Origin of the sequence: Streptomyces sp. WP-1 (assembly GCF_030450125.1) — a bacterium.
GTDB lineage: Bacteria > Actinomycetota > Actinomycetes > Streptomycetales > Streptomycetaceae > Streptomyces > Streptomyces incarnatus.
The window spans coordinates 3,519,725-3,544,732 of the sequence record NZ_CP123923.1; the positions used below are offsets into that span (position 1 = coordinate 3,519,725).

General features: G+C 70.6%; 27 protein-coding genes. 4 read left to right on the forward strand and 23 right to left on the reverse strand.

What is annotated here, in order from left to right; translation table 11 throughout:
- Nucleotides 1–3: 3 nt before the first annotated feature.
- The 5 genes from QHG49_RS15215 to QHG49_RS15235 all read right to left on the reverse strand — a co-directional run bounded on the left by QHG49_RS15215 (nucleotide 4) and on the right by QHG49_RS15235 (nucleotide 6,100).
- On the reverse strand, nucleotides 4–3,024 hold the full coding sequence (locus tag QHG49_RS15215) for a BTAD domain-containing putative transcriptional regulator (protein ID WP_301490038.1): 3,021 nt from the start codon (nucleotides 3,022–3,024) through the stop codon (nucleotides 4–6).
- A 171-nt stretch (nucleotides 3,025–3,195) separates the two neighbouring features.
- Complete coding sequence (locus tag QHG49_RS15220; RefSeq protein ID WP_145482533.1) at nucleotides 3,196–3,990, reverse strand: AfsR/SARP family transcriptional regulator; 795 nt, start codon at nucleotides 3,988–3,990, stop codon at nucleotides 3,196–3,198.
- Nucleotides 3,991–4,104: 114 nt separating this feature from the next.
- Nucleotides 4,105–4,908: a hypothetical protein gene (locus tag QHG49_RS15225; protein WP_159703925.1), complete on the reverse strand. Its 804-nt coding sequence runs from the start codon at nucleotides 4,906–4,908 to the stop codon at nucleotides 4,105–4,107.
- A 152-nt stretch (nucleotides 4,909–5,060) separates the two neighbouring features.
- Nucleotides 5,061–5,309 carry a DUF397 domain-containing protein gene (locus QHG49_RS15230; RefSeq protein ID WP_301490039.1) on the reverse strand — a complete coding sequence of 83 codons (249 nt, stop codon included), beginning with the start codon at nucleotides 5,307–5,309 and terminating at the stop codon, nucleotides 5,061–5,063.
- Nucleotides 5,306–6,100, reverse strand: coding sequence for a helix-turn-helix transcriptional regulator (locus QHG49_RS15235; RefSeq protein ID WP_301490040.1), 795 nt, complete (start codon nucleotides 6,098–6,100; stop codon nucleotides 5,306–5,308). Before QHG49_RS15235 ends, QHG49_RS15230 begins: the two co-directional genes overlap by 4 nt.
- Before the next feature lie 177 nt (nucleotides 6,101–6,277).
- Here QHG49_RS15235 and QHG49_RS15240 point away from each other — a divergent pair, with 177 nt between their 5' ends.
- The gene (locus QHG49_RS15240; protein ID WP_301490041.1) at nucleotides 6,278–6,715 is read left to right on the forward strand and encodes an ATP-binding protein; all 438 of its coding nucleotides are present in this window, start codon (nucleotides 6,278–6,280) and stop codon (nucleotides 6,713–6,715) included.
- 117 nt (nucleotides 6,716–6,832) lie between these two features.
- Here the strand turns inward: QHG49_RS15240 and QHG49_RS15245 are convergent, their stop codons facing one another.
- The 7 genes from QHG49_RS15245 to QHG49_RS15275 all read right to left on the reverse strand — a co-directional run bounded on the left by QHG49_RS15245 (nucleotide 6,833) and on the right by QHG49_RS15275 (nucleotide 10,993).
- Complete coding sequence (locus QHG49_RS15245; RefSeq protein WP_301490042.1) at nucleotides 6,833–7,210, reverse strand: nuclear transport factor 2 family protein; 378 nt, start codon at nucleotides 7,208–7,210, stop codon at nucleotides 6,833–6,835.
- Between the two features lie 60 nt (nucleotides 7,211–7,270).
- On the reverse strand, nucleotides 7,271–7,537 hold the full coding sequence (locus tag QHG49_RS15250) for an NUDIX domain-containing protein (protein ID WP_301490043.1): 267 nt from the start codon (nucleotides 7,535–7,537) through the stop codon (nucleotides 7,271–7,273).
- A 160-nt stretch (nucleotides 7,538–7,697) separates the two neighbouring features.
- Nucleotides 7,698–8,642, reverse strand: a complete 945-nt coding sequence (locus tag QHG49_RS15255; protein WP_301490044.1) for a hypothetical protein — start codon at nucleotides 8,640–8,642, stop codon at nucleotides 7,698–7,700.
- A 41-nt stretch (nucleotides 8,643–8,683) separates the two neighbouring features.
- Nucleotides 8,684–9,139: an NUDIX domain-containing protein gene (locus QHG49_RS15260; protein WP_159708463.1), complete on the reverse strand. Its 456-nt coding sequence runs from the start codon at nucleotides 9,137–9,139 to the stop codon at nucleotides 8,684–8,686.
- Between the two features lie 227 nt (nucleotides 9,140–9,366).
- Nucleotides 9,367–10,215: a helix-turn-helix transcriptional regulator gene (locus tag QHG49_RS15265; RefSeq protein WP_301490045.1), complete on the reverse strand. Its 849-nt coding sequence runs from the start codon at nucleotides 10,213–10,215 to the stop codon at nucleotides 9,367–9,369.
- Nucleotides 10,216–10,227: 12 nt separating this feature from the next.
- Nucleotides 10,228–10,746: a DUF6879 family protein gene (locus QHG49_RS15270; RefSeq protein WP_370530467.1), complete on the reverse strand. Its 519-nt coding sequence runs from the start codon at nucleotides 10,744–10,746 to the stop codon at nucleotides 10,228–10,230.
- On the reverse strand, nucleotides 10,727–10,993 hold the full coding sequence (locus QHG49_RS15275) for a hypothetical protein (protein WP_159703911.1): 267 nt from the start codon (nucleotides 10,991–10,993) through the stop codon (nucleotides 10,727–10,729). The genes QHG49_RS15270 and QHG49_RS15275 overlap by 20 nt, the downstream gene beginning before the upstream one ends.
- Nucleotides 10,994–11,194: 201 nt before the next feature.
- Between QHG49_RS15275 and QHG49_RS15280 the strand changes: the two genes are divergently transcribed.
- Nucleotides 11,195–11,350, forward strand: a complete 156-nt coding sequence (locus QHG49_RS15280) for a hypothetical protein (RefSeq protein WP_159703909.1) — start codon at nucleotides 11,195–11,197, stop codon at nucleotides 11,348–11,350.
- A gap of 1,109 nt (nucleotides 11,351–12,459) precedes the next feature.
- Here QHG49_RS15280 and QHG49_RS15285 read toward each other — a convergent pair.
- Together QHG49_RS15285 and QHG49_RS15290 are read right to left on the reverse strand one after the other, a co-directional pair.
- A complete protein-coding gene (locus tag QHG49_RS15285; RefSeq protein ID WP_145482509.1) occupies nucleotides 12,460–13,221 on the reverse strand; it encodes a G1 family glutamic endopeptidase in 762 nt (253 codons plus the stop codon).
- Between the two features lie 209 nt (nucleotides 13,222–13,430).
- The gene (locus QHG49_RS15290; RefSeq protein WP_301492789.1) at nucleotides 13,431–15,368 is read right to left on the reverse strand and encodes a long-chain fatty acid--CoA ligase; all 1,938 of its coding nucleotides are present in this window, start codon (nucleotides 15,366–15,368) and stop codon (nucleotides 13,431–13,433) included.
- 273 nt (nucleotides 15,369–15,641) lie between these two features.
- On the opposite strand from QHG49_RS15290, the gene QHG49_RS15295 reads away from it, so the two are divergent.
- Both QHG49_RS15295 and lgt read left to right on the forward strand, forming a co-directional pair.
- Nucleotides 15,642–16,496, forward strand: coding sequence for a MaoC/PaaZ C-terminal domain-containing protein (locus QHG49_RS15295; protein ID WP_301490046.1), 855 nt, complete (start codon nucleotides 15,642–15,644; stop codon nucleotides 16,494–16,496).
- A 46-nt stretch (nucleotides 16,497–16,542) separates the two neighbouring features.
- Entirely contained in the window at nucleotides 16,543–17,394 is an 852-nt protein-coding gene (gene lgt / locus QHG49_RS15300; protein ID WP_301490047.1) for a prolipoprotein diacylglyceryl transferase, read from the forward strand.
- Here the strand turns inward: lgt and QHG49_RS15305 are convergent.
- The 9 genes from QHG49_RS15305 to QHG49_RS15345 all read right to left on the reverse strand — a co-directional run bounded on the left by QHG49_RS15305 (nucleotide 17,388) and on the right by QHG49_RS15345 (nucleotide 24,978).
- The gene (locus tag QHG49_RS15305) at nucleotides 17,388–18,056 is read right to left on the reverse strand and encodes a TetR/AcrR family transcriptional regulator (RefSeq protein WP_301490048.1); all 669 of its coding nucleotides are present in this window, start codon (nucleotides 18,054–18,056) and stop codon (nucleotides 17,388–17,390) included. The genes lgt and QHG49_RS15305 overlap by 7 nt on opposite strands.
- Before the next feature lie 89 nt (nucleotides 18,057–18,145).
- Entirely contained in the window at nucleotides 18,146–18,445 is a 300-nt protein-coding gene (locus QHG49_RS15310; RefSeq protein WP_145492737.1) for a DUF4229 domain-containing protein, read from the reverse strand.
- A 62-nt stretch (nucleotides 18,446–18,507) separates the two neighbouring features.
- On the reverse strand, nucleotides 18,508–19,062 hold the full coding sequence (locus QHG49_RS15315; protein ID WP_301490049.1) for a GNAT family N-acetyltransferase: 555 nt from the start codon (nucleotides 19,060–19,062) through the stop codon (nucleotides 18,508–18,510).
- A gap of 16 nt (nucleotides 19,063–19,078) precedes the next feature.
- Nucleotides 19,079–19,723 (reverse strand): UdgX family uracil-DNA binding protein, encoded by a 645-nt coding sequence (locus QHG49_RS15320; RefSeq protein WP_301490050.1) that lies wholly within the window; start codon nucleotides 19,721–19,723, stop codon nucleotides 19,079–19,081.
- 322 nt (nucleotides 19,724–20,045) lie between these two features.
- Nucleotides 20,046–21,209 (reverse strand): aminofutalosine synthase MqnE, encoded by a 1,164-nt coding sequence (gene mqnE, locus QHG49_RS15325; RefSeq protein ID WP_145492742.1) that lies wholly within the window; start codon nucleotides 21,207–21,209, stop codon nucleotides 20,046–20,048.
- Between the two features lie 38 nt (nucleotides 21,210–21,247).
- Nucleotides 21,248–21,703 (reverse strand): Lrp/AsnC family transcriptional regulator, encoded by a 456-nt coding sequence (locus QHG49_RS15330; RefSeq protein WP_145492743.1) that lies wholly within the window; start codon nucleotides 21,701–21,703, stop codon nucleotides 21,248–21,250.
- Between the two features lie 76 nt (nucleotides 21,704–21,779).
- Nucleotides 21,780–22,430, reverse strand: coding sequence for a UbiX family flavin prenyltransferase (locus tag QHG49_RS15335; RefSeq protein ID WP_301490051.1), 651 nt, complete (start codon nucleotides 22,428–22,430; stop codon nucleotides 21,780–21,782).
- Between the two features lie 117 nt (nucleotides 22,431–22,547).
- Nucleotides 22,548–23,429 carry a menaquinone biosynthesis prenyltransferase MqnP gene (mqnP, locus tag QHG49_RS15340; RefSeq protein ID WP_159708461.1) on the reverse strand — a complete coding sequence of 294 codons (882 nt, stop codon included), beginning with the start codon at nucleotides 23,427–23,429 and terminating at the stop codon, nucleotides 22,548–22,550.
- A gap of 97 nt (nucleotides 23,430–23,526) precedes the next feature.
- Complete coding sequence (locus tag QHG49_RS15345) at nucleotides 23,527–24,978, reverse strand: menaquinone biosynthesis decarboxylase (protein WP_159703864.1); 1,452 nt, start codon at nucleotides 24,976–24,978, stop codon at nucleotides 23,527–23,529.
- Nucleotides 24,979–25,008 lie beyond the last annotated feature (30 nt).

Consider the following 25,008-nt stretch of genomic DNA (forward strand, 5'->3'; position numbering starts at 1 on the left):
GCCCTACAGGCGCCGGCCCGCCTCCGTGACCCCCATCGCGTCGTACAGCGCCCGCGCCTGAGCGTGGTGCCGCTCGGCCGTCCCGGCGTCGTCCAGGGCCTGCGCGGCCTCCGCCATCCCGTGCAGGGCGTGCGCGATCTCGATCCTGAAGCCGTGCCGGGACGCCAGCTCATGGGCCTGGCCGTGCAGTTCCATGGCCCGCTCGGCGGCCCCGCTGCGCAGATGGACCAGCCCGACCACGTTGGAGACCGCCGCCTGCCGCAGCGCCGTGCCCTCCGCGGAGACCAGGTCGAGCGCCCGCTCGGCGTGCTCCGCGGCCGAGCGCACATCGCCGAGCCGCTGGCAGACGCGCGCCCAGTGGGCGAGGACGACGGCGACGTTGGCCGGCTTGCGGGACTCGTCGCACAGCTCCAGGGCCTGGGCGAGGCAGGCGCGCGCCCGTTCGTCCTCGCCGGTGCCGAGGTGGGCGAGGGCGAGGAAGGTCAGCGAGTGGATCTCGTTGTTGCGCTCGCCCAGGCGCCGGTTCAGCTCGGTGGCGCGGGCCGCGTTGCGGGCGGCCTCGTCGTAGTGCCCGGTCCAGATCTGCACGGTGGCGAGGTTGACCAGCGCCTCCGCCTCCATCCGGGCCACACCCAGCTGCCGGTGCAGCCCGATGCCCTGGTCCAGATAGGCGCGGGCCTGCTCGAAGTTGCCGAGGGAGCCGTGCAGCAGCCCGAGCACGTCCAGGCACATCGCCTCGGAGCGCGGGGCGCTGCCCCGGGACAGCTCCAGGCCCTCCTGGGCGGTGGTGATGCCGTCCTGGAAGTCGCCGAGCCACCAGTGCGCCACGGCCAGGTTGCACAGGCTGATGCCGAGCAGCCCGGAGTCGTCCAGCTGGCGGCAGGCGGCCACCCCGATCCGGCCGACGACCCGGAACTCCTCGTAGCGGCCCCGCAGATCGAGGTAGAAGAGCAGATTGCGGGCGAGCAGCGCGGCCGGTCGGTGCAGTCCCTGGGTGCCGGCCTGGGCGACCACCGCGAGCAGCGCCTCGTACTCCCGGTCGAACCAGCGCAGCGCCTGCTCGCCGTCGTCCAGCCGGGGCAGCGCGGGATCGCTCGTGGCCGGGGCCTCGCCGTAGCGGCTGCGGCCGGGGAAGAGGGTCTCGCAGGCCCGGTCGGTGCTCCGGATGTAGTACGCCACCAGGCGCTCGACGGCGGACTCCTCGTCGTCCTCCACCTCGCGCACGCTCAGCGCGTAGGTGCGCACCAGGTCGTGGAAGCCGTACAGGCCCGCCTCGTGCTGCTCCAGCAGATGCGCGTCCAGGAGGCACTCCAGGAGGTCCTCCGCGTCATGCCCGTCGGTGCCGAGCAGGGCGGCGGCGGAGGGCACGTCGATGGCGCTGCCCGGGTGCAGTCCGAGCAGCCGGAAGGCGGCGCGCTGGTCCTCGTCCATGGCCTGGTACGACAGCCTGAGCGTGGCCTCCACGCTGCGCTCGCCGGCGCTCAGTTCGCGCAGCCGCCGGGTCTCGTCGGCCAGCCGGTCCACCAGGTACTGCACGGTCCAGCGGGGCCGGTTGCGCAGCCGCGCGGTGGTGATGCGCAGCGCGAGCGGCAGCCCTCCGCACAGCCGGGCCAGCCGGTCCACGGCCCGTGGCTCTGCGGCCGTGCGCTCGACGCCCAGCATCCGGGTGAGCAGGGTGGCGCTGTCGCCGGCCGACAGCAGCCCCAGCGACAGCCACTCCGAGCCGTCCAGGTCGAGCATCCGGACCCGGCTGGTGACGATGGCGAGGCAGTCCTCGGAGGCGGGCAGCAGCGGCCGCACCTGGGCGGCGTCGGCCGCGTTGTCCAGCAGGAGCAGCAGTTTCCGCTGGGCGGAAACGGTTCGCCAGAAGGTGGTACGACGCTCCAGGTCGTCCGGTATCCGGTCGTCCGGTATGCCCAGGGTGTGAAGTAAGGAATGCAGGACGGCGCCGGGTTCCTGGGCCTTCTCGCCGGGGCTGAAGCCGCGCAGGTCCACGAAGAGCTGCCCGTCGGGATACTCGGGGGCCAGCAGATGGGCGGCGTGCACCGCGAGCGCGGTCTTGCCGCTGCCGCCCATGCCGTCCACGCCGACGATCCGGGTGCCGCCGGTGGCCGGGGCGCAGCCCACGGTGACCAGCCGGGCCAGCTCCTCGTCCCGGCCGGTGAAGTCCGGCAGGTCGTAGGGCAGGGTGCAGGGCGCGGGCTCGGTGCCGGAGGTCTGGGTGGTGTAGGGCGCGGGGACCAGCAGGGCGGCACGGTCGCCCACCGACTGCGGTACGCGGGCCGCGACTTCGGGGCTGTCGCGCAGGATCGCCTCGTAGAGCCGGGTGAGTTCGGCGCCCGGGTCGATGCCCAGCTCCTCCACCAGCAGGTCGCGCACCCGCCCGAACTCCTCCAGCGCCTCGGCCTGCCGGCCCGCCCGGTACAGCGCCAGCATCAGCCGGCCGCGCAGGGTCTCCCGCAGCGGGTGCGCGGTGACCAACTCGCGCAGCGGACCGACCAGTTCGGCGGACTGGCCCAGTTCCAGCTGGAGTTCGAAGTACTGCTCGGCGACCGCCATGTGGCGCTCTTCGAGGGCCGCGGAGGCGCCGCTGATCACCGAGCCGCCCGCGCCCGCCATCACCGGGCCCCGCCACAGCTCCAGGCAGGAACGCAGATGCCCGACGGCCTCCTCGGGCCGTCCGGCCGCCACCGCCTGCCGCGCCTGTCTGGACCGCTCGGTGAACTCGTAGAGATCCAGCTGGTGTTCGCCGAGCACGGCCCGGTACCCGGCGCCGTCGGTGACGATCAGGGCCGCGCCGTCCGGGATGTGGGTGCGCAGCGCGGCAACGCACTTGCGGATCTGGTGACTTGCCGTCTGCGGCGGCTCGTCGTCCCAGGCCGCGGCGATCAGCCGGGACATCGGCACCATGCGGCCGGGTTCGAGCAGCAGGGTGACCAGCACCCGTTCCTGGGTCGGACTGCCCAGCCTCAACCGGCGCTCCCCGCACCAGCCTTCGAGCGAGCCGAGGATGTTGAAGCGCACGACAGGACGACCGGATGCCGCCGATTCCACGAACCCGTCCCCTCCGCCCCGCCGCGCCGCCCGGCCCGAGATGTTCGGGACCATCCTAGGTTGTACCCGAACGAGCAACACGGAGGAGGTGATTCCGGCTACCTGGGGTTTTCCTCGGTCCTGGCGAACAGGCTAACCACCTCAGGCGATCTGGAGGAGGGTCGAACGCGCATCCCTCACGAGAGCGGGATCATGCCGCAGGATAGCGCTCTCAACCCGGCGCAGCGCGGGCGAGGGCTGGATGCCGAGTTCCTCGTCGAGCTGGCGGCGCATCCGGCGGAACACATCGAGCGCGTCCGCCTGCCGTCCCGAGCAGTACAGGGCGATCATCAGCTGCTCGCAGAACCGTTCGCGCAGGGGGTAGTAGGTATGCGCCTCGGCCAGTTCGGCGAGCACCGACGCATGCTGTCCGAGCCGCAGTTCCGCGTCGAACCGCAGCTCCATGGCCCGCATCCGGTACTCCTCGTACCGGGCCCCGGCCAGCTGGCACAGGGTCCCGCCGGGGAACCCGCCGAACACCGGCCCCCGCCACAGCGCGAGCGCCTGCCCGAGCATCCGGGCGGTGCCCTCCGCGTCGTACGAGGAGGCCGTCTCCGCCTCCCGTACGGTCCGTACGAACTCGGCGGCGTCCAGCTCGCCCTCGTCCACGGTCAGCCGGTAACCGGAGGGATGGATCGTCACCCTGGATACCGGACGCCCCGGTTCCAGGGCCTTCAGCTTCCTCCGCAGTCTGCTCACATGCGCCTGGAGAGCGTTGGACTGGTTGTCGGGCACGGTCTCGCCCCACATCTCCTCGACCAGGCTCTCCCCGGACACCGGCTGCCCCTCGCTGACGAGCAGCGTCTGCACGAGAGTGCGCTGGAGGTCGCCGCTGATCTCCGCCGGGCCGGACACGGTACGGACCTGTAGTGCCCCGAGGATCGAGAACTTCAGCATCCTGGCTCCGCCTCCTGTTGACGTCGCTGGCGTCGTCGTCCTTCTTCCGGCGACGTATCAACAGTGAGGCGGCTCCCTACCGTTTCGTTACCGATCCGGTCCCCGCGGTCCGGATCAGCTCGCCTCGCCCGCGACCAGCTCTCCCAGCGAGGTCACCCGCTGGGCCGCGCCGTCCGGCGAGTCGGCGTGCACCACGAAGTGCCCCGGCGGGCAGTCGCCCCGCGCCGGCACGAACCGGACACCCGGAAGCCGCTGCTCCGGTCCCGGTGGCCGGCTCGACACGGCCGCGGCGGCGAATCGTTCCGGCCGCGCGACCTCCACGAGCTTTCCGGCCAGTACCCGTACGGCCCCGGCGGCGAGGTCGAATCCCCCGGCCACGCTGAGGAGTTCGGGGATCGGATCGTCCCCGAGCCCCGCCCGGCACCCGGTGATCACCGGGCCCTGCCGGGTCAGGGTGACCCCGGTGTGCGCGGGCCCGTACTGGTACCCGGTCAGGTCCAGCAGCGCGGTCACCACGGCCCGTACCTCCGCCGCGGTGTCCTCCGTCAGCGGGGCCGGGGAGAGCAGGCCGTACGACATCCGGGCCGTGATCCCCACGGTCTGGTGCATGCCGTGCACGCTCAGTGTCTCCACGGTCAGCCGGGGCGCGCCGGAGACCGCCCCGGCGTCCGGTGACAGCCGGTTGTCCCGGACGAGCCGCTGTACGGCGTCCGGGTCCGCGAGCAGCCGTAGCGCGCGTGCGGGATTGACGAACAGCCCGGCCGCCGCGGCCTCCTTCAGGAGGGGCCGCAGCGCGGACTCGTCATGCGTGTCTGCCTGGGCCGACCGCACTTGAACACCGGCCCGGTGCGCCTCTCGGAGGACACGGGGATCCGGGTTCAGCAGGAAGATCCGGCTGACGTCGTTGTCTTCTTTCATACCTCTGCTCGGATGACGAAGTCGGCGAGGGTGGAAAGGCAGGCTACGAGCGGGCGTTACCGATCCGGTCCCGGACGGTTCCCCGGCATTTGGTTGCGGACAGAACGCCCCGTACGGTACCGGTCCCCTCCCCTCGCCGACCCGTCAATCGCTCACCTCGCCTGTACGTGGGCAACTGTGAGGAAGGATGCCCAGGTAGAGGGGTGAACAGTGAGGTGAACGACGGGAAGTTTCGAGTCGCGGATGTGGATGGCCGTGGGGTGTTCGGCGACCTCGACGCACTCGCCGCCCCCGCCGCCGCTGTAACTCGACTTGCGCCAGGTGTAGGAGAGTTCGACGCAGTCGCCGCCCCCGCCGCCGCTGTAACTCGACTTGAACCAGGCCCGGCTCTCGGTGCTCATAGCTTCTCCAGTTTCTCCGCGATCAGAGCGCGGGTTTTCTCAGGAGTCAGTGCCATCGCGCGCATGATCCCATAGCGATCGGCGATCTCCCGGACGTCTTCCCGGTGGATGATCAGCTGGGGGTGACACTGCACTTCCAGGTACGCCACCTGCTCATGTCCCTTCGGCACTAGGAGGTTGAACGCGCCGTCCATGTTCGGATGTTCCTCCACCCCGGTCGGCATCACCTGGATCTCGACGTTCTGCCTGTCTCCGATGACCAGCAGGCGACGCAGCTGATCGGCGTGGACTCGCGGGCCGCCGATCGGCCGGTCGAGGACAACCTCTTCGAGGACGTAGCTAACGATGGGCGCGGGCCAGCGCTCGAAGACCTGCTGGCGCGAGAGTCGGTCGGCTACCCGCTTCTCGATGGTCTCCTCGCTGAGGAACGGCCGGTACTTGGCGAACACAGCCCGGGCGTGGGCCTCGGTCTGGAGTAGTCCGTGCATGGCGTGACCGCAGTAGTGGTGCAGTTCCACTGCCGTCTTCTCCATCTCGGCCTGACTTCGATACCACTCCGGATGCCGGGTCCGCGCCCTCCGCATCGCGTCCTCCACGTCGGGGATGACCGCGATCAGCATCCCGTTGGCGTTGAGGATGGGGTCGGCCTTGACCAGGAAGTCCGGCCTCGGGGTCCGTACCCCCCGCTCCATGGCCGAGATGTGGTCCGGGCCGTAGCGGACCAGCCTCCCGAACTCCGACTGACTGAGCCCCGCTCGCTCCCGCAGGAGCTTCAACTGCTTGCCCACCATGGCGAAGACACCTGCCGCCCCGTTCTCCTGCCCAGGAGTGTCCGGCCGCCGCTCTTGTTCGTCTACCACTCCGTCCTCCGCTCTCTCCGTACACGCGCCGACTCGTACCCGTACGACTACGCAGAGTCGCCGAGTTCCTCCTGGTCAGCGTAGGGAGAACCGGCCACGCTCGGTGTTGTGAATCTGGAAATCTCCACCCCCCTGAAAGAGTTGATCCAGCGGCTCAGCGCCACCCCACGCGGCGCGCGACTGGCCCGAAGGCTCACCGGAACCGCGCTCGACAACTGGGGTTACCCCTACGACGGGCCACTGAGCAACACCGCCCAGCTCCTCGTCTCCGAGCTGGCGGCCAACGCCGTCACCCACGGTCGCGTACCGGGCCGCGACTTCGAGCTGCGGCTGACACTGCTGCCCGAGGAGGACACACTGCGCATCGAGGTGAGCGACACCCGGGGCGAACGGCGCCCGCAGGTGCTCCGCGCCGCCTTCGGGGACGAACACGGCCGGGGCCTGATCGTCGTGGACGCGCTGTCCCGCACCTGGGGCGTGCGCGAACGCATCGTCGGCAAGACGGTGTGGGCCGAGATCCCGCTGGCCGGGCCGCCCGGGGCGTAGCCGTCCGTGACGCCGCTCCTGACCGTGGCCTCTCGGGTGTCGGACAGCGAGTGCGGCACCTGGAGCGCCGCCGCCCTGCGGGCCGGTCCTGCGGCCTCGCTCCCTGGGCCGACCCGGTCAGGAGGCGAACGGCTCGATCTCGCCCGCGAAGACGATGATCTGGTCGATGAGGCTCCGGCGCAGATGGACGACATCCGTACCCGCCAGGCGGGGGCCTCCGTCAGGCGTGGTGAAGACCCACTGGTACCGGGCCCATTCGTCGGGCATGTCCACCGCCGAGCAGCGCACCATCGTGCCGGTCCCCGCCGGGTGGCGCCGGATGTCCAGCACGAACCGCTCGACCGCCGCGATTCCTTCGCTGCGCCCCAGCGGTCCCCAGAAGACCACGTCCGAGGTCAGGGCCTGGGAGAGCAGGTCGGTCACATAGTTGTCGTTCGAGGCGTTGAAGGCGGAGATGAACGTGTCGATCGCGGAACGTGCGGTCTCTTCCTGCATGCCCCAGTAATACCAGCCGTTTCGCGGCACCCGTGAGGTGAAAGTGTCCGTCCGCGACGGTCAGCGGCGGTGGGCGTCGTGCTCGGTCAGGACGACGGGTCCGGCCCGCTCGACGGTGACGGCGTGGTCGAAGTCATCCCCGGAGTCGCCCACTTGGCGGACGGCCAGGCCGATCTCCTCGGCGGTCCCCCGGTACAGGGCCTCCAGAAGCCCCTCCCCCTCCTCGACCTTGCCGGAGGGCAGCTCCCACAGGCCACCCAGGGAGTCCCCCGGCTTGCGCCGCACCAACAGGACCCGGCCGGCACCACTGACGACGGCACCGACCACGAACCCGGCAACACCGTCCGCGCACGCGTCCCCGACCAGATCGGCCCGGACGACCCCGAGTTCGCCCGCCGGCGAGGGGGGCGCCGCTATGCCGGTGATCCCGCCAACCTGCCCGACTGGTGGGGCTCCTGGCGGGACCTCGTGGAGCTGTGGGGGCCGCTCAGGCGGTCAAGCCAGGGCCGAAGTAGCCCGATGTACGGAACAGTCCGGCGAAGGTTCCGGGACCGTGCCGTTCGTCCAGCCACGTTCCCAGCGCTGTCACATCGCCGTTGACGATCGCCGCGAGTAGACGCGCGTGGCACTCGTCCTCTTCCCCGGAGGCGAACTCCGTAAGGAAGCGCCGGTACCGCCGATTGACGCCTTTCTCGTAATCGCAGAGGGCCGCCGCGTACTGCGTCTGCTCCTCACTTTCCGGCGCGTCCACCACGCGCCCTGTGTCCTCCTCGGTCAGCGTTCCCGTCACGTCCCGGAACGCGAGGGCGCCGAGGGCGTCTGAGGGTTCCCTCACCCGAAACCGTTCCGCCGCATGCCGGGTGATGGCGCGCGCTTCCATGTCGCACGCGCCTTCCATGACGATGCCGATATTCCGGGTGTGGTGGCTTCCGCGCGGGTCGGCTGCCGAATAGGACTGCCCACTCGTGCGCCGGTAGTTGATTCCGTACTGAGTTCGGACCGGCACACCGGCCACTTCCACGTACCGCCGACGCGACCCGTAGTGAAGGCAGTCATGGGCGTACGCGCGGAGCAGGTCGAGAAGTGCCAGCGCGGGGCGCTCGGGACTCCGGCGTTCCATCGGCCCGTACATGGTGATGACAGCGACCATGTGAAGGTGCCGATATCCCTGGCCCGGGTGGTGGAATCCACCGAAGGCCCCGGCGCGCAGGGATTCGCAGCCGACCAACACTCGGTCGAGCGGAAGCATCTTCGCCAGCCCGAAAGCGGCGTACCGGCGCCTGGCTTCCTCGACACCGGCATGAAACGGCGTGGTGTCGATTCCGTCAGCCGCCCACCGGTCGAGGATCTCCGACAGGGGCCGGAAAACGTGGGTCGGATGCTTTCCGGTGAGCAACGACGCGTCGGCGCGCATGGCCGCGAGTCCGGCCATTGCCTTAGCGCCGTTCACCGACTCGTTCGGGGCGAGTTCCGTCAGGTCGGGGTGTCCGACTTGATGAGCTGAACGTGGCTCTCTTGCATTCCCTCCGGGAGCGCATCCAGACTGAACCATTTCGCCTCCAGAATCTCGAAGCCGTCGAGCTTGAGAGTTCCACCCACGTGGAGCGCTTCATAGGCGATTTCCACGCGGAGCTTGTATCCACTGGTTACTCGAACCAGACGCCCCGGCACGACTTCAAGGCCGGTTTCTTCCCGGACTTCCCGCACGATGGTCTCCGGGAATTGTTCACTCTTGATCGCATATCCGGTAGGAAGCCCCCACGGCCTATGAGCGGGCCACATGCGGTGCTTGAGAAGGAGGACTTCCCCCGCCTCATTCCGCACCACGCCAGTCACGCCAATCATGAATTTGGCGTGCACGAACCACAGGACGCGCCATTGCAGAGGGCCGCGAATGAGTTTCCACGCCCGGGCTACGATTCGCTTCATGCGCACCCCTTCGACAGGCAAACGTCTCCAACGCTTGCGGTGCTGGTTCAACCCATGCCGAAGGGTGCGGGTCACGCCCGGTTTTCCACGGCCCCCCTGCCGGGATTCCGGCTCTCTGCCGCCGTCCGCGTCCTGGTCACCGTCGTCCCCTCGCGTGGATCGATGGCGACCAAGCTAGAGAGCCGAGAGCCCCGGCCCACAGCGCTGTGCACGAAGTTGCACGCCAGTTATCCCAGGGCGTCCATGGCTGCCGTGATCAGCGCACGAGCGTTCGCCCCGTAGACAGCCAGTGCTGCCAGTTCCGCGAACGTCTCGGCGTACATGCGTACCTCGCTCGGCTGCGTGATCGTGAGGTAGCCGGACACCAACTCCACGTTGACTTGCGCCGCGTCGTAGATCCAGAACCCTTCAGCCGGCCAGCGCTCCCGATCCGGCTTCATGGCGACAACCCCCAAGCTGACATGGGGAAGTGAGGCAACCGCGAGCAGGTGCCCAAGCTGACCGGTCATGACCTCAGCGCCGCCGATCCCGGCCCGCAGCACCGACTCCTCCACGAGAAACGCGAACCGTCGGTCACCCTCGTACAAGACGCGCTGACGTTCCATGCGTGCGGCCACCGCGCCCGCCACGTCGTCCACCAGGCCGCGCCGCTTCCGAATCGCCTGGAGTGCGGCCGTGGTGTACGGCTGGGTCTGGATCATGCCTGGTACGAGCCATGACGAGTACGACCGAAAGCGGCGGGTGCGCTCGTACAGCGGCATCCGTGCTTCCTGCGCCTGCTTGAGTCCGGCCCGTTCCATGCGCCGCCAGCCGACCCACATCCCTTCCGCCGTCCGCAGCATGGCCGTGAGGTCTTCGGTCTGCTCGTCGGCACCACACGCGCGGCACCATGCCCGGATGTCTTCGACGGACGGAGAAGTACGGGCGTTCATGATCCGGGACGATTTGGAACGACTCCACCCGCAGCGCTCGGCAAGGTCGAGCCCGGACAGACCGGCATCCCGGCAGAGTTCCGCGAGACGATCCGCGAGAGCCTGCCGGGCCTGCTGAGCACTGGATGACGGGGAAAGAGCCATGGCGCGTGATCGTCAGGCAGGCCGGTATTCCGCGTGGGTGATGGCCCTCTCCCACGCTGCCTCGTACGCCGTCGCGTACTGCTCCGCCAACGCCGGATCGTGGCGGACTTCCATCCTCTCGCCGGTCCACTGCCCATCACCGCTGAAGTGATGGAGGATCAGGGTCTCCGCGTCGATCACCCAGCCCTCCAAGACGGGGAGCAGCAGCCCGTGTGACCGGGCACGGGGCAACCAACGCACGTCCTCACCCGCTGCGACGTTCGTAAAGGTGCCGTCGTACTCGTAGCGCACGTAGTCACTCAGCGGCTCGGAGACGACGCGCAGCCGTCGCATGGAGACGCCCCGGCCGGTCGTCTCCTCCACCACATCCAGCCATGAGCGCCACCAGGACTCGCGGTCCGCCGGGTCGTATCGGTGGCCTTCCTGCCAGCGGAGGAACTCGGGATCGTCGCGCATGTAGCTGTCCCGCATCTCCAGGTGCATGGCCGAGTGCCGCGCCTTCGCGAGTGCTTCACGTACCGCTGTTGCCACCGTTGGCCTCACTGTCCGGGCGGGGGATGAACTGGAGCATGTCGGCGGGCAGACGGATCACGCTCTCGTGATCCGGAACGTCGGTCGAGTGGCCGGGCACGGAACCGACTTCCTGTGCCTGCCGAACGGTCTCGTCGTCGGCAGTCCATGACTGGATGATCAGGTCACCGGTCGTATCGTCCAGCCAGATCGTCGGCGATCCGTCGTCGGGGGTGTTCGGCCAAATCCCCAGGAACTTCAGGGCCATTGGGCTCTTCTGTACCGAATCGGTTGCACGGGTGCGCACGAGCCTCGCCCCTGCGCGAGAGCCCGCACAAGAGGGCATCCGGCACGGGCGCTCGGACGGCTCCACAACATCTACCGGTCGAGCGACCAGGCCCATGGTCCGGGATTGCCCCACTGTCGCTGACGGTAGGCTCATCATTACCGTCGATGATGGGACTGGTCCGTGGACGACCCGATCCGGCACCCCCTCGCCTACGCCCGTGAACTGCACGGCCTGTCCCAGAGCGGCCTCGTCGCCTCTTCGACAAAGCCGCTCGCGGAGATGGCGCGTACGACTGGCCGTACTGGCTTCCCGGACGCGACGAACCGCTGCCGCTGAAGTCCGCCTACACCGTCCGAGCACTCCACGACGCACAGAGGGCCTTCATGGACCGCCGCACCTTCCTGACCTACAGCGCGATCTCCCTGACCGGACTCGCCGCACAGTGGGCCACCGTCGAACCCGAACGCCTCGCCTCGGCGCTCGGTGGCAAGCGCGTGGACGCGGAACTCGTGGACCGGCTGGAGGAGACCAGCGGGCGGCTGACGGCCCTGCCCACCGAGCGGCGCCAGCACACCGTCCGGCTGCTGGACGCCCACCTCGCCACCACGACCGAGCTGATCGAGGGCGGGCGCTACGACGAGGACACCGGCCGCAGGCTTCATCTGCTCGCGGCGAATCTGGCCACCACCTGCGGCTGGTACCGCTTCGACCAGGGCCGGCACTGGGCGGCCGGCAAACTCTGGGGAGCGGCGCTCCGGTCCGCGCACGCCGCCGGGGACCGCGACCACGGGGCCGGGGTGCTCTCGGACTTCGCCTACCAGTCGAACTGGCTGGGCCGGCCGAAGGTCTCCGTCGACCAGCTCGGCCACGCCCTGTCCGGTACCCGGCACCCCACCGCCCGGTCGCTGCTGTTCCTGCGCCGGGCCCGCGCCCATGCCGCCCTGGGTGAGCGCGCCGCCTGCCACCGCGATCTGTCGGCGGCCGAGTCCGCCCTCGCGGCCGGGGCGGCTGATCCCGCACCGGGCTGGTGCGCGTGGATGAGCCCGGCCGATCTCGCCGTCGACTCCGGGCAGTGCCTGCTCGACCTCGGCCGCACCACCGAGGCCCGCGCCCGGATCGCCGAGGGCATCGCCCTGCTGCCCCGCGCCCGCGACAAGACCCGCGGAATCTTCCTGACCTACCAGGCCAGGGGATGCCTGGAGGCCGGCGACATCGAGCAGGCCCTCGCCGTCACCGGGGAATCGCTCGACCTGGCCACTCGTATCGGCGCTCCCGCTGCGTCACCCTGGTGCGCGAACTCGCCCCCGCCTTCGAGCCGTACCGCCGGGTCGACGGCGTCCCGGAGTTCCTGGAACGGCTCAGGGCGAGCTGAACGAACACCCACGGCACGGCCCCGGGACGCCGTGGCGTGCCCGGGGCCGGACCGTCGAGGCGGGAGCCGGGGGTCAGCTGTGGTTGTAGGTGACCGAGAAGTTCTCGCCGCCGCTCAGCGAGGACGTGGTCGCCTTGGTGGTGCTGCCCGAGGCCATGTTGATCTTGTCGGGCGAGTAGTTGCCGATGGCCTGGCCGTTGGCGGTGGCGTCGGTGAAGTTCGCGGTGCCGAAGTTGGACAGCGGCAGCACGCCGGTGGAGCTGGACGGCGCCTCGGCTATGACCTCGGCGGAGGCGTTGGACAGACCGCTCTGCGTCTTCTTGGTGGTCTTCGTCCAGCCCTTGGTGGTGTCCGTCAGGGTGAGCGTGTACGAGGTGCCGCTGCGGGAGATCGTCGAGGTGAAGTGGTCACCCGCGCTCACCGGGTTGCTGTAGTTCACCGGGTACGCCGGGTACATCTCGTACCAGGACGAGTACACCGCCCGGCCGCTGGAGCAGTCCGCCTCGGTGCCCGTCTGCTCCACGGAGTTGCTGCCGTCGCCGTCGATGCCGATCCAGAACGAGGAGTACGTGGTCGAGCTGGCGCAGCTGACCGCCGGCTGCACCCAGCTCGCGGAGACGCTGGTGAACGTCGTACCGGTCGCGGCGTAGCCGGCCCAGTTGGAGCTGGTGCTGTTCCTGATGCCACCGACCAGGTGGTGGCTGCTGATGTGACCACTGACCGGGGTCATGCGCAGCGCCGGCGCGGCGACGGCGGCCGCGGGGGAGGTCGCCAGGGCCGACAGGACGGCGGCGGCGACGGCTGTGGCTGCGGTGAGGCGGATCGTGGCAGACATGCTGCTCCTTATCGCGGGTCTCGCGGTGCAGACGTGACTGGCGGCCACCAGTGGGGGGAAACGTGCGCCCGTGGTTGTCAGTGTGCAGTCAACACAGGTCCCCTTGTCACCCGGCATCCGGGTTTTCACAGCAAAGCTCCTGCCAAGTACCGCCTACGAAAGGAGTGTCGAAGGCGAAACCGGCCAGGATCAGGGGCTGGTGGGGCCGCTCACACCCCGTCGTACAGCCCCTCCACCTCCCGGCCGAAGTCCGCGAGGATCCGCGCGCGCCGCAGCTTCATGGAGGGCGTGAGGTGACCCGCCTCCTCCGTGAAGTCGTACGGCAGGACGGTGAAGCGGCGGATCGACTCGGGCCGGGAGACGAGGCGGTTGGCATCGTCCACGGCACGCTGGAGCACGGCCCGCAACTCGGGGTCGTCGGCGACGAGTTCGGGCGGCACCGGGTGCTTCCCGTTCATCTGCCGCCAGTGGACGATGCCCTCGGCGTCGAGGGTGAGCAGCGCCGCGACGTACGGGCGGTCGTCGCCGACCAGGATCACCTGGGAGATCAGCGGGTGCTGGCGCAGCCAGTTCTCCAGCGGGGCGGGGGCGACGGACTTGCCGCCGGAGGTGATGAGGAGTTCCTTCTTGCGGCCGGTGATGGTGAGGTAGCCGTCGTCGTCCAGCTCGCCCAGGTCCCCGGTGTGCAGCCAGCCGTCGCGGGTGATCGGGACGACACCGCCGGCCTGCGGGTCCCAGTAGCCGCGCAGGACGTGGTCGCCGGAGATCAGGATCTCCCCGTCCGCGGCGATCCGCACCCGGGTGCCGGGCAGCGGCCAGCCCACGGTGCCGAGGCGGGGCTTGAGCGGTGGCGTGACGGTGCTGGCGCCGGTGGTCTCCGTGAGGCCGTACCCCTCGTAGATCCCGATGCCCGCACCGGCGTAGAACGCGGCGAGGCGGCGCCCGAGCGGGGACCCGCCGCAGATGACGTGCTTGACCCGGCCGCCCATCGCCGCGCGGATGCGGCGGTAGACGAGGGGGTCGTAGAACCCGCGCTGGGTCCGCAGGACGCGGCCGGGTCCGTCGCCGGTGCCGGACCGGCTCGCCTGGACCGTCTCGCCGTAGCGCCGGGCGACGGCGGCGGCGCGGTCGAAGACGGCACCCCGGCCGCCCGACTCGGCCTGCGCGCGGGCCGAGTTGAAGATCTTCTCCAGCATGTAGGGGATGGTCAGCAGGGCGGTGGGCCGGAAGGCGGCGAGGTCCGGCAGCAGGTCCTCGGCCCTGAGGCTGGGCGCGTGCCCGAGGCGGACGCGGGCGCGGACGCAGGCGATGGCGACCATGCGCCCGAAGACATGGGAGAGGGGCAGGAAGAGGAGGACGGACGGGTCGTCGTCGTGCTGCTTGAAGACGGGGTGGAGGAGTTCGATCGCGTTGTCGACCTCGGCGAAGAAGTTGCCGTGCGAGAGGGCGCAGCCCTTGGGGCGGCCGGTGGTGCCGGAGGTGTAGACGAGGGTGGCGAGGGTGGCGGGGCCGAGCATGCCGCGCCGCACCCCGACCTCGCCCTCCGGCACCGGCGCGCCCGCGTCGGCGAGCCGCTCCACATGGCCCTTCTCCATGACCCACAAGTGCCTTAGTTCCGGCAGGTGTTGCAGCTCGGGCCCGAGCGCGGCGGCCTGGGCGCCGGTCTCGGTCACGAGGGCGACGGCGCCCGAGTCGTGCAGGATCCAGCGGGTCTGGAAGAGGGAGGAGGTGGGGTAGACGGGGACGGTGACGAGCCCGGCGGCCCAGGCGGCGAAGTCGAGCAGTGTCCACTCGTACGTCGTACGCGCCATGATCGCGATCCGGTCCCCGGGCGCCAGCCCCTCCGCGATCAGCCCCTTCGCCACCGCGAGCACCTCCTCGGCGAAGCGCGCCGCGGTGAGGTCCTTCCAGCGGCCGTTCCCGAGCTTGCGGCTGAGCACCACCGCGCCCGGGTCCTCGGCCGCGTTGTCGAACGGCAGGTCGGCCAGCGACCCATGGGTCACGGGCGCCGCGAAGGGCGGTACGACGGCCTCCCGTACGGCCCCGTCGAGGCGGCGGGTGTGGGGCGCGACGAGGAGGGGGCGGCCGTCGTAATCGACGGCGGTGACCGGGGAGTCGGCGGGGTACGGGGGGTCGTGGGGGCGCAGGGGGGACACGAGCGGCTCCTCGGGCGGGCGGCGAGGCGTTCACCGGCGGCCGGGCGCGCGGCGAACGAGCTGGGGTGAGGTGTTACCGCCGGTCAGGCGAGTGATCGTACGGGCCCGTTGTGGGGGCTTGGTGCGGTTCCGGGGACGGTCCGGGGGTGGTCCGGGGACGGGGCTGTGCGGGGTCGCCGGGGCGCCCGGCACTGGCCGACCTGGGCTTACCTGCGGTAACTTTACCGCTCGGTAACGCATTTCTTCCCGCCTTCGGAGGGTTTGATGTCGACCGTCCTCGACAAGTCACCTGTTCTGATGCGGGAGTTGGCGGCCGGCGCGGTGCGCTCGCTGCGGAAACGCCCGTCGGCGGGGGTGTCGTACCCGGACACGCGACTGGTGCTGCGGGAGATGCGGGCGGACCCGGCCCGGCTGGCGCGGTACGCGCACCTCTGCGGATTCCCTGCCATGGCACGGGAGTTGCCCCTCCCCTACCCCCACGTCCTCGCGTTCCCGCTGACGATGCGGCTGCTCGGCGCCCGGGACTTCCCGCTCCCGCTGCTCGGGCTGGTGCATACCTCGGTCGAACTCGTCCGGCACGCACCGCTGCCCGTGTCGGAGCCGTACGAACTCACGGTGTACGTATCGGGTTTGGCCCCGCACCGGCGCGGTACGGAGGCGACGGTGGTGACGGAGGCACGGCGGGCCGGGGAGCTGGTGTGGGAGTCCCGCAGCACGTACCTGTCCCGGCACCGGACGGCGGACGGGCCCGCGTCCGCGCCGCACCCGGACCCGCCGGACCTCCTACCAGCCCTTCTCCCGGTCCTCGCTTCCTGGGACCTGCCCGGCGGTCTGGGCCGCGCCTACGCCGCCGTCTCCGGCGACCGCAACCCCATCCACCTCACCCGCCTCACCGCCCGCCTCTTCGGCTTCCCCCGCGCGATCGCCCACGGCATGTGGACGGCGGCACGCTGCCTGGCGGAGTACGGGGACGCCGACGCGGTCCGGGTGGAGTTCCGGGCGCCGGTGCTGCTGCCGGGGACGGTGCGGTACGGGGCGTCCCCGGAGGACGGCCGGTTCGAACTGCGGGGCAGGGACGGCCGGGTGCATGTGTCGGGGCGGGCGGGCGAGGGGGCGTAGGCCGCCGGACGGCTCGGTAAGAGGCGCCCCACGTACGCTCGTCCCCATGCTGCTAGCCGCCATCCCCTCCCCCTCCGTGAACGGTTTCCACCTGGGGCCCCTGTACATCCACTTCTACGGCCTGATGTACGTCGTGGGCATCGGCCTCGCCGTCCATCTGGGCCGGCGCCGCTGGCAGGCCGCGGGCGGGGACCCGGAGCTGGTGGACGAGGTCGCGATGTGGGGCGTGCCGTTCGGGATCCTCGGCGGCCGGATCTACTTCGACCTGACCACACCGAAGGGGATCCCGCCGCACTGGTGGGGGCCGCTGGCGGTGTGGGACGGCGGTCTGGGGATCTGGGGCGGCGTCGCGCTGGCCACGGTGGTGTGCGTGTGGCGGCTGCGCCGGGCGGGTGCCTCGGTCGCCGGGATGATGGACGCGCTGGCCCCCTGCCTGCTGGTCGCGCAGGCCGTCGGGCGCATCGGCAACTACTTCAACCAGGAGCTGTTCGGCGGCCCGACCAGCCTCCCCTGGGGCCTGGAGATCGACCCGGCCCACCGCCCCGACGGCTACCTCCAGTCTCCGACCTTCCACCCCACCTTCCTCTACGAGCTGATCTGGAACCTCCTCCTGGCCGCCCTCCTGATCCGCCTCGGCCGCACCGCCCGACTCCGCCCGGGCAGCCTGTTCCCCCTCTACGTCACCGGCTACTCCGCCTTCCGCGTCTTCGAGGAGTCCCTGCGCGTCGACTACTCCCAGTACTTCCTGGGCCTGCGCCTCAACTTCTACATCGCGGCGGCGGTGGCACTGGCGGGCGCGGCGTGGTTCGTCCTGCTGCAACGCCGCGCGCCGCACACTCCCGAGACCGCTCAGGCTCCCGCCACGCCGGTCCAGTCAGCGGCCGAAGCCCGTCACTGACGCGCGGCGGTCGGCGACGCCACTCCCGGGGGAGCCCAGCGGTTGCCGGACAGCAGGTTGCCGAGGCCGGTCCAGGCGAAGTTCATCAGGGTGGTGGAGGCCTGGGTGGCGGTGGCGGTCGGGGTGGTGTTGGTCCAGTCGGCCAGGGATTCGGCGGCGCCGACCAGGGCGGCGGCGAGGCCCTCGATCTCCCGGGCGGGGAGGTCGCGGGAGTGCGGGGACTCCTGGGCGGCGGTCGCGATCAGGCGGGTGACGAAGGCGGTCATCTCCGCGCGCAGCGCGTCGGCCTCGGCGGCGAAGCGGGGGCCGTGGGTGCGGGCCTGGAGGTGCAGGACGGTCCAGCCGTCGGGATGCTCGGCGGTGTATGTGAAGAACGCCCGCACGCCGTCCCAGAGCCGACGGTCGGCGGGGAGCGCGGGCCGGACCGCCGCGCGCACGGCCTCGGTCAGGGCGGCGGCCTCGCGGCGGATGCACGCGGTGAAGAGGTCGTCCTTGGAGTTGAGGTAGAGGTAGACCAACGGCTTGGAGACGCCCGCCAGTTCGGCTATCTCGTCCATCGACGCGGCCGTGTACCCGTGCCGGGCGATGATCTCCACGGCGGCGTCGAGCATCTGCCGCTCGCGCTCCGCCCTCGGCATCCGTCTGGTCCTGCCGCCACCCATGGGGGCAAGACTAGAGGGACGCCGGGGCCGTCATCCGACCTTTGACGATCTTGCCGGTCCCCGCGGCCGGTGACGGGTGACGGGGTCGCTTACGACGGCTGGCTCTGCGCCCGCGCGCTGTCGTCGGCGATGTCCTCCTGGCTGCGGTTCGCCTCCAGGTTCGCCTTCATCCGGTCGACCCGGCCGACGACGTGCATCGAGGCCCGGTCCCGCTCCTTGCGCAGCGCCACCCAGCTGATCGGCGCCGAGATGACCAGGGCGAGCAGGGCGATCCACAGGCCGTTGGAGTTGCCGAAGCCGCGCGGGAAGATGCCGGAGTAGACGGCTCCCCAGACGACCAAGAGGCAGCCCACGAAGATACCGAGGCGCATCAGCGTGTAGCGGAGCATCTCAATCCACTCGTCCGATTCCAAAAGGGGTCATCGTCCAGTGAAGCACGTCTTCTGGGCGATCACGCAGCGGGGTCCGCGGGGCGGGACGGCCGGCCGAGGGGCAGCAGCATGAAGATTTCGTCGCGGTCGTCGTCCGGGGCGACGCGGACGGCGCCGGGGACGCGGCCGACCTCCTTGTAGCCGCAGGAGCCGTAGAAGTGCTCCAGGCCGTGGCCGCCCCGGCAGGACAGGCGGATCGCCTCGATGCCGGGCGTCGCGCGGGCCGCGTCCTCGGCGGCGGCGAGCAGGTCGCGGCCGTGGCCCTTGCCCTGGTGGCGGGGGTGGACCATCACGGAGTACAGCGAGAGCCAGTGGGCGTTCAGATGCTGCGGGTTCCCGGCGAGGAACGCGGCGGCGGCGGTCGTACCGTCCGCGTCCTGCCCGACGAGGAGCCGGGTACGGCCCTCCGCCATGTGCACGAAGTGACGTACCAGCTCGGGCCGTATCTCCTCGCGGCGGACCGGCGGGACGAAGCCGACGGCGCCGCCCGCGTTCGACACGTCCGCCCAGAGGTCGAGGAGGTCGTCGCGCAGGGCGGGGGTGATGGGGGGTTCCACGGTGAAAGTAAGGGTCACTGGCGCATCGTATCCATTACCCGAGGGTGCGTGCGGCGATTTTGAGATCGGCGAGGAAGCCCTGGTAGGCGGCGTCGCGGTCGTCGGAGCGGAGCACGGACGAGGGGTGCACGGTGGGGAGCAGGCGCTCGGGGCGGCCGTGGATGTCCCGCTCGATGACGGTGCCGCGCACTTCGCCGACCCGGAAGGAGGAACCGGGCAGCGCCTTGCCCGCGGTGGCGCCGAGGATGACGATCAACTCGGGCTCGACGAGCGCCAGTTCCCTCGCCAGCCAGGGCGCGCAGGCCGACATCTCCCGCAGGGTGGGGGCGCGGTGGATCCTGCGCTTACGGGGCTCGGTCCGCGCGAACTTGAAGTGCTTGACCGCGTTGGTGACGTACGCCTGCGCCGGGTCCAGGCCTGCCTCCGCCAGCGCCTTGCGCAGCAGATGCCCCGCCGGCCCGACGAACGGCCTCCCCTGCCGGTCCTCCTGATCCCCGGGCTGCTCGCCCACCAGCATCACCCGGGCGTCCTTGTCCCCCTCACCGAAGACGGTCCCGGTGGCGGGACCGTGCAGGGGACAGCCCCGGCAGTCGGCCGCCGCCTTGCGCAGGGCGTCGAGCCCACCGCGGGAGGGGACGAAGGGGGCGGCGGTGTAGGCGTCCTCGGGGGTGGGCGGCATGTCCGCCGAGTACCCGGGGGTGGGCGCGGCGAACGGCGGGGCGGCGGGGACCGCTCACCATGGGCCCGGGGGCTGGATCGGCCGGGTGCGGGCCGTCCGTGGTCGATCGCGCAGTTCCCCGCGCCCCAGGCAGGACCACCCGCCCCAGCCGAAAAGCCACCGACCGCGAGGCCGGCGGCCCGCCCCGCCCGACACGCGAATCGGCCGGACGCGGGCCGACCCTGGTCGACGCGCAGTTCCCCGCGCCCCCAGGCAGGACCACCCGCCCCAGCCGAAACGTCCCGCCCGTCGGCCATACCGAGGCGGGTGGGCCGGGGAGTTGTCAGAGGCGCATCGGCTGCGGGGAGTCCCTGCGGGACGGGTCCGCCGGGTCGTACTCGCGGATGATCTCGTAGCGCGTGTTGCGTTCCACGGGGCGGAAGCCCGCGTCGCGGATGAGGTCCAGCAGGTCCTCGCGGGTCAGCTTGTTCGGGGTGCCGTAGTTGTCCGCGTCGTGAGTGATCTTGTACTCGACGACCGAGCCGTCCATGTCGTCCGCGCCGTGCTGGAGGGCCAGCTGCGCCGTCTGGACGCCGTGCATGACCCAGAAGACCTTGACGTGCGGGACGTTGTCGAACAGCAGACGCGAGACGGCGAAGGTCTTCAGGGCCTCCGCGCCGGTCGCCATCGTGGTCCGCGCCTGGAGCTTGTTGCGGACCTTGCCGTCCTTCATGTCCACGAAGTCGTGCTGGTAGCGCAGCGGGATGAAGACCTGGAAGCCACCGGTCTCGTCCTGCAACTCGCGCAGACGCAGCACGTGGTCGACCCGGTGGCGCGGCTCCTCGATATGGCCGTACAGCATCGTGGCCGGGGTCTTCAGACCCTTCTCGTGCGCCAGCCGGTGGATCCGGGACCAGTCCTCCCAGTGCGTCCGGTGGTCCACGATGTGCCGGCGGACCTCCCAGTCGAAGATCTCCGCGCCGCCACCGGTCAGCGACTCCAGGCCCGCGTCGATCAGCTCGTCCAGGATCTCGGACGCCGTGAGACCGGAGATCGTCTCGAAGTGGTGGATCTCCGTCGCCGTGAACGCCTTGAGGGAGACGTGCGGCAGGGCCGCCTTCAGCTCGCGCAGGGACCGCGGGTAGTAGCGCCACGGCAGGTTCGGGTGCAGCCCGTTGACGATGTGCAGCTCGGTGAGGTTCTCCGTCTCCATCGCCTTCGCGAGCTTGACGGCCTCCTCGATGCGCATCGTGTACGCGTCCTTCTCCCCCGGCTTGCGCTGGAAGGAGCAGTACGCGCAGGAGGCCGTGCACACGTTCGTCATGTTCAGGTGCCGGTTGACGTTGAAGTGCACGACGTCGCCGTTCTTGCGCGTCCGCACCTCGTGCGCCAGACCACCGAGCCAGGCCAGGTCGTCCGACTCGTACAGCGCGATGCCGTCCTCGCGGGTCAGCCGCTCACCGGAGCGGACCTTCTCCTCCAGCGCGCGCTTGAGCCCGACGTCCATGCCAACACCTTTCTACGACAGCTCGGCCTACGGTATCCCTAGACCTCTTCGGGCAGCTCCCCGACCCGGTTCTCCCACTTCGTGGACAGCACGATGGTGGTACGGGTCCGCGACACGCCCTTCGTCCCGCTGAGCCGCCGGATGATCCGCTCCAGGCCGTCCACATCGGCCGCGCGCGCCTTGAGCATGAAGGAGTCGTCACCGGCGATGAACCAGCAGTCCTCGATCTCCTGGAGGTCCCGCAGCCGCTGCGCCACGTCCTCGTGGTCGGCCGCGTCGGAGAGCGAGATGCCGATCAGGGCGGTGACGCCGAGACCGAGAGAGGCCGAGTCGACCGTGGCGCGGTAACCGGTGATGACCCCGGCCGCCTCCAGCCGGTTGATGCGGTCGGTGACGCTGGGTCCCGACAGTCCGACGAGGCGCCCCAGCTCCGCGTAGGAGGCCCGGCCGTTCTCCCTCAGGGCCTGGATGAGCTGCCTGTCCACCGCGTCCATGCGATCGAAGCCTTCCGCTGAAGAGTTCCGGAGTGATGAAAGGTAAAGCACCTGCCCGGCCGCGGCCGACCGCCGGTCACGGCTGAGCCGCGCCACCGCCCAGTTCGCCCCGCCAGCGCCGGTACAGCCCGTGCTCGACGCCCGCCGCGTCCAGCACCCGCCCGGCGACGAAGTCCACCAGATCCTGGATGTGCGTGGCACCCGCGTAGAAGGCGGGCGAGGCGGGGACGACCGCGGCGCCGGCGTCGTCCAGGGCGACGAGATGCCGCAGGGTCTGGCCGTTCAGCGGGGTCTCCCGTACGGCGACGACGAGGGTGCGGCGTTCCTTCAGTGTCACGCTCGCCGTGCGCTGGAGCAGATCCTTGGACAGGCCCAGCGCGACCCCCGCCACACAGGCCGTGGAGGCCGGCACGATCAGCATGCCCTTCGCCGGGTACGACCCCGAGGACGGGCCCGCCGCGAGATCGCCCGCGTTCCAGTACCGCACCCCGCTGACATCCGCCGCGAAGGTCCCGGGCTTTCCGTCGGCCCCACGGGCCAGCCATTCCCGCAGGTCGTCCTGCCAGTGGGCGTCCCGGAACGAGATCCCCGTCTCGTCCAGCAGCGTCAGCCGGGAGGCCCGGCTGACCACCAGGTCGACCGCCTCCCCCGCCGCCAGCAGCGCCCGCAGCACGGCAGCCGCATACGGCGTCCCGGAAGCACCGGACACCCCCACGATCCAAGGCACGCGCCGCGTTTCTCCTGCGTTCACACCTTGAGCGTACCGGCGCGCCCACCCGGGCTCAGGCCGGGTGGGGGGCAAGAGGCGGGCCCGCGCCCCGGGTTCGGGCGGCCGGGCCCGGGCTCAGACGGTCAGACCCCGGACCAGCAGGTCCAGCAGGGCACACACGAAAAGGGCGATCCCGATGAAACCGTTGACGCTGAAGAACGCCCGGTTGAGCCGGGACAGGTCGTGAGGGCGCACGATCCGGTGCTCGTACAGGAACGCGCCGGCCACGATCACCAGGCCGAGCCAGAAGAAGGCGCCGGCGTGGGTGGCGAGGCCGTACCAGACGAACAGCGCGGTGGTGATCGTATGGCAGGCGCGGGCGCCCCGGATCGCGGCCGGGATGCCGAAGCGGGCCGGGACCGACTTCACGCCGATGGCGCGGTCGGTCTCCACGTCCTGGCAGGCGTAGATCAGGTCGAAGCCGCCGATCCAGATGCCGACGGCCAGGCCGAGGATCACCGCGTCCCAGGACCAGCTGCCGGTGATCGCGAGCCAGCCGCCGATGGGGCCCATGGCCTGGGCGATCCCCAGGATGGCCTGCGGGAAGTTCGTGAACCGCTTCCCGTAGGGGTAGACCACCATCGGGATCACCGCGACCGGCGCGAGGGCCAGGCAGAGCGGGTTCAGCAGCGCGGCGGCGCCCAGGAAGACCACGAGGGCGACGAGCGCGCCGGTCCAGGCGTGCCGTACCGACATGGCACCGGTCACCAGCTCGCGGTGCGCGGTGCGCGGGTTGCGGGCGTCGATCTCCCGGTCGATGATCCGGTTCACGGCCATCGCGAAGGTACGCAGGCCCACCATGCAGACGGTGACCAGCAGCAGCCGGGTCCAGTGGATGTTCTTGTCCAGCGTGTACATCGCCGTCAGGGAGGCGATGTAGGCGAAGGGGAGCGCGAAGACCGAGTGCTCGATCATCACCAGGCGCAAGAACGCTTTGGTGCGTCCCGGCTGCGGCATCGCGGCGGCCGTACTCACAGGCCGTACTCCGGATCACCCCCGCGGAGGCGGGGAAACCCCGTCTCCGCGCTGCCCTGCACCATCATGTCCGTCCCTCTCACAGTCCGTATTCCTTCCAGCGTCGAGTCACCCGTTCGGCCGTATCCGGGTCCGACAGGACCATCTCCGGCCACCCGCCGTCGCGCGTGTAGCCCTCCTCCGGCCATTTCCGGGTGGCGTCGATCCCGGCCTTGCCGCCCCAGAACTGCTGGTAGGAGGCATGGTCGAGATGGTCGACGGGGCCTTCCACGACCGTGAGGTCACGGGCGTAGTCGGTGTTGCCGAGGGCGCGCCAGGCGACCTCGTGCAGATCGTGGACGTCGCAGTCGGCGTCCACGACCACGATCAGCTTGGTGAGGGACATCATGTGCGCCCCCCACACCGCGTGCATGACCTTCTGCGCGTGCTTCGGGTACTTCTTGTCGATCGAGACGATCGCGCAGTTGTGGAAACCGCCGGCCTCGGGCAGGTGGTAGTCCACGATGTCCGGGACGATGATCTTCAGCAGCGGCAGGAAGAAGCGTTCCGTGGCGCGGCCGAGCGGACCGTCCTCGGTGGGCGGGCGGCCGACCACGATGGACTGGAGCAGCGGGCGCTTGCGCATCGTCACGCAGTCGATCTTCAGCGCGGGGAACGGCTCCTGCGGCGTGTAGAAGCCGGTGTGGTCGCCGAAGGGGCCCTCGGGCAGCATCTCGCCGGGCTCCAGCCAGCCCTCCAGGACGACCTCGGCGTGGGCCGGGACCTGGAGCGGCACGGTCTTGCAGTCGACCATCTCGATCCGCTTGCCCGCGAGGAACCCGGCGAACAGGTACTCGTCGATGTCGCCGGGCAGCGGCGCGGTGGAGGCGTAGGTGACGGCCGGGGGGCAGCCGAAGGCGATGGCGACCGGCAGCCGCTCGCCCCGGCGCGCGGCCACCTGGTAGTGGTTGCGGCTGTCCTTGTGGATCTGCCAGTGCATGCCGATGGTGCGCTGGTCGTGGCGCTGGAGGCGGTACAGGCCGAGGTTGCGGACGCCGCTCTCGGGGTCCTTGGTGTGGGTCAGGCCCAGGTTGAAGAAGGAGCCGCCGTCCTCGGGCCAGGTGAAGAGCGCGGGAAGCCGGTCGAGGTCGACGTCGTCGCCGTGCAGGACGACCTCCTGGACCGGCGCCTCCTTGATCTTCCGCGGCGGGACGTGCGCCATCGCGCCGAGCTTGCCGAACGCCTCGCGCACCCCGACGAAGCCGTGCGGCAGCTCGGGGCGCAGCAGCCCGCCGATCTTGTCGGAGATGTCGCCGTACGACTTCAGGCCCAGCGCCTTCAGGAGGCGGCGGTCGGTGCCGAAGACGTTCATGGCCAGCGGCATCGCCGAGCCCTTGACGTTCTCGAAGAGCAGCGCGGGGCCGCCGGACTTCTGCACCCGGTCGACGATCTCCCCGATTTCCAGGTAGGGGTCGACCTCGGCCTTGATGCGCTTGAGGTCTCCCTCGCGCTCCAGGGCCCGGAGCAGGGAGCGAAGATCGTCGTAAGCCATGCGTCCCAGTATCTGCCACGGGCCACCCGG

What these genes read in the sequence shown, in the direction of transcription:
- QHG49_RS15265 (WP_301490045.1), bottom strand. Translation starts at nt 10,215, where the DNA reads ATGGCTCTTTCCCCGTCATCCAGTGCTCAGCAGGCCCGGCAGGCTCTC.
- mqnE (WP_145492742.1), bottom strand. Translation starts at nt 21,209, where the DNA reads ATGGACGTCGGGCTCAAGCGCGCGCTGGAGGAGAAGGTCCGCTCCGGT.
- QHG49_RS15330 (WP_145492743.1), bottom strand. Translation starts at nt 21,703, where the DNA reads ATGGACGCGGTGGACAGGCAGCTCATCCAGGCCCTGAGGGAGAACGGC.
- QHG49_RS15245 (WP_301490042.1), bottom strand. Translation starts at nt 7,210, where the DNA reads ATGCAGGAAGAGACCGCACGTTCCGCGATCGACACGTTCATCTCCGCC.
- QHG49_RS15305 (WP_301490048.1), bottom strand. Translation starts at nt 18,056, where the DNA reads ATGGGTGGCGGCAGGACCAGACGGATGCCGAGGGCGGAGCGCGAGCGG.
- QHG49_RS15295 (WP_301490046.1), top strand. Translation starts at nt 15,642, where the DNA reads ATGTCGACCGTCCTCGACAAGTCACCTGTTCTGATGCGGGAGTTGGCG.
- lgt (WP_301490047.1), top strand. Translation starts at nt 16,543, where the DNA reads ATGCTGCTAGCCGCCATCCCCTCCCCCTCCGTGAACGGTTTCCACCTG.
- QHG49_RS15285 (WP_145482509.1), bottom strand. Translation starts at nt 13,221, where the DNA reads ATGTCTGCCACGATCCGCCTCACCGCAGCCACAGCCGTCGCCGCCGCC.
- QHG49_RS15230 (WP_301490039.1), bottom strand. Translation starts at nt 5,309, where the DNA reads ATGAGCACCGAGAGCCGGGCCTGGTTCAAGTCGAGTTACAGCGGCGGC.
- mqnP (WP_159708461.1), bottom strand. Translation starts at nt 23,429, where the DNA reads ATGCCGCAGCCGGGACGCACCAAAGCGTTCTTGCGCCTGGTGATGATC.
- QHG49_RS15220 (WP_145482533.1), bottom strand. Translation starts at nt 3,990, where the DNA reads ATGCTGAAGTTCTCGATCCTCGGGGCACTACAGGTCCGTACCGTGTCC.
- QHG49_RS15345 (WP_159703864.1), bottom strand. Translation starts at nt 24,978, where the DNA reads ATGGCTTACGACGATCTTCGCTCCCTGCTCCGGGCCCTGGAGCGCGAG.
- QHG49_RS15260 (WP_159708463.1), bottom strand. Translation starts at nt 9,139, where the DNA reads ATGAAGCGAATCGTAGCCCGGGCGTGGAAACTCATTCGCGGCCCTCTG.
- QHG49_RS15235 (WP_301490040.1), bottom strand. Translation starts at nt 6,100, where the DNA reads ATGGTGGGCAAGCAGTTGAAGCTCCTGCGGGAGCGAGCGGGGCTCAGT.
- QHG49_RS15255 (WP_301490044.1), bottom strand. Translation starts at nt 8,642, where the DNA reads ATGGCCGGACTCGCGGCCATGCGCGCCGACGCGTCGTTGCTCACCGGA.
- QHG49_RS15225 (WP_159703925.1), bottom strand. Translation starts at nt 4,908, where the DNA reads ATGAAAGAAGACAACGACGTCAGCCGGATCTTCCTGCTGAACCCGGAT.
- QHG49_RS15310 (WP_145492737.1), bottom strand. Translation starts at nt 18,445, where the DNA reads ATGCTCCGCTACACGCTGATGCGCCTCGGTATCTTCGTGGGCTGCCTC.
- QHG49_RS15320 (WP_301490050.1), bottom strand. Translation starts at nt 19,723, where the DNA reads ATGCCGCCCACCCCCGAGGACGCCTACACCGCCGCCCCCTTCGTCCCC.
- QHG49_RS15275 (WP_159703911.1), bottom strand. Translation starts at nt 10,993, where the DNA reads ATGGCCCTGAAGTTCCTGGGGATTTGGCCGAACACCCCCGACGACGGA.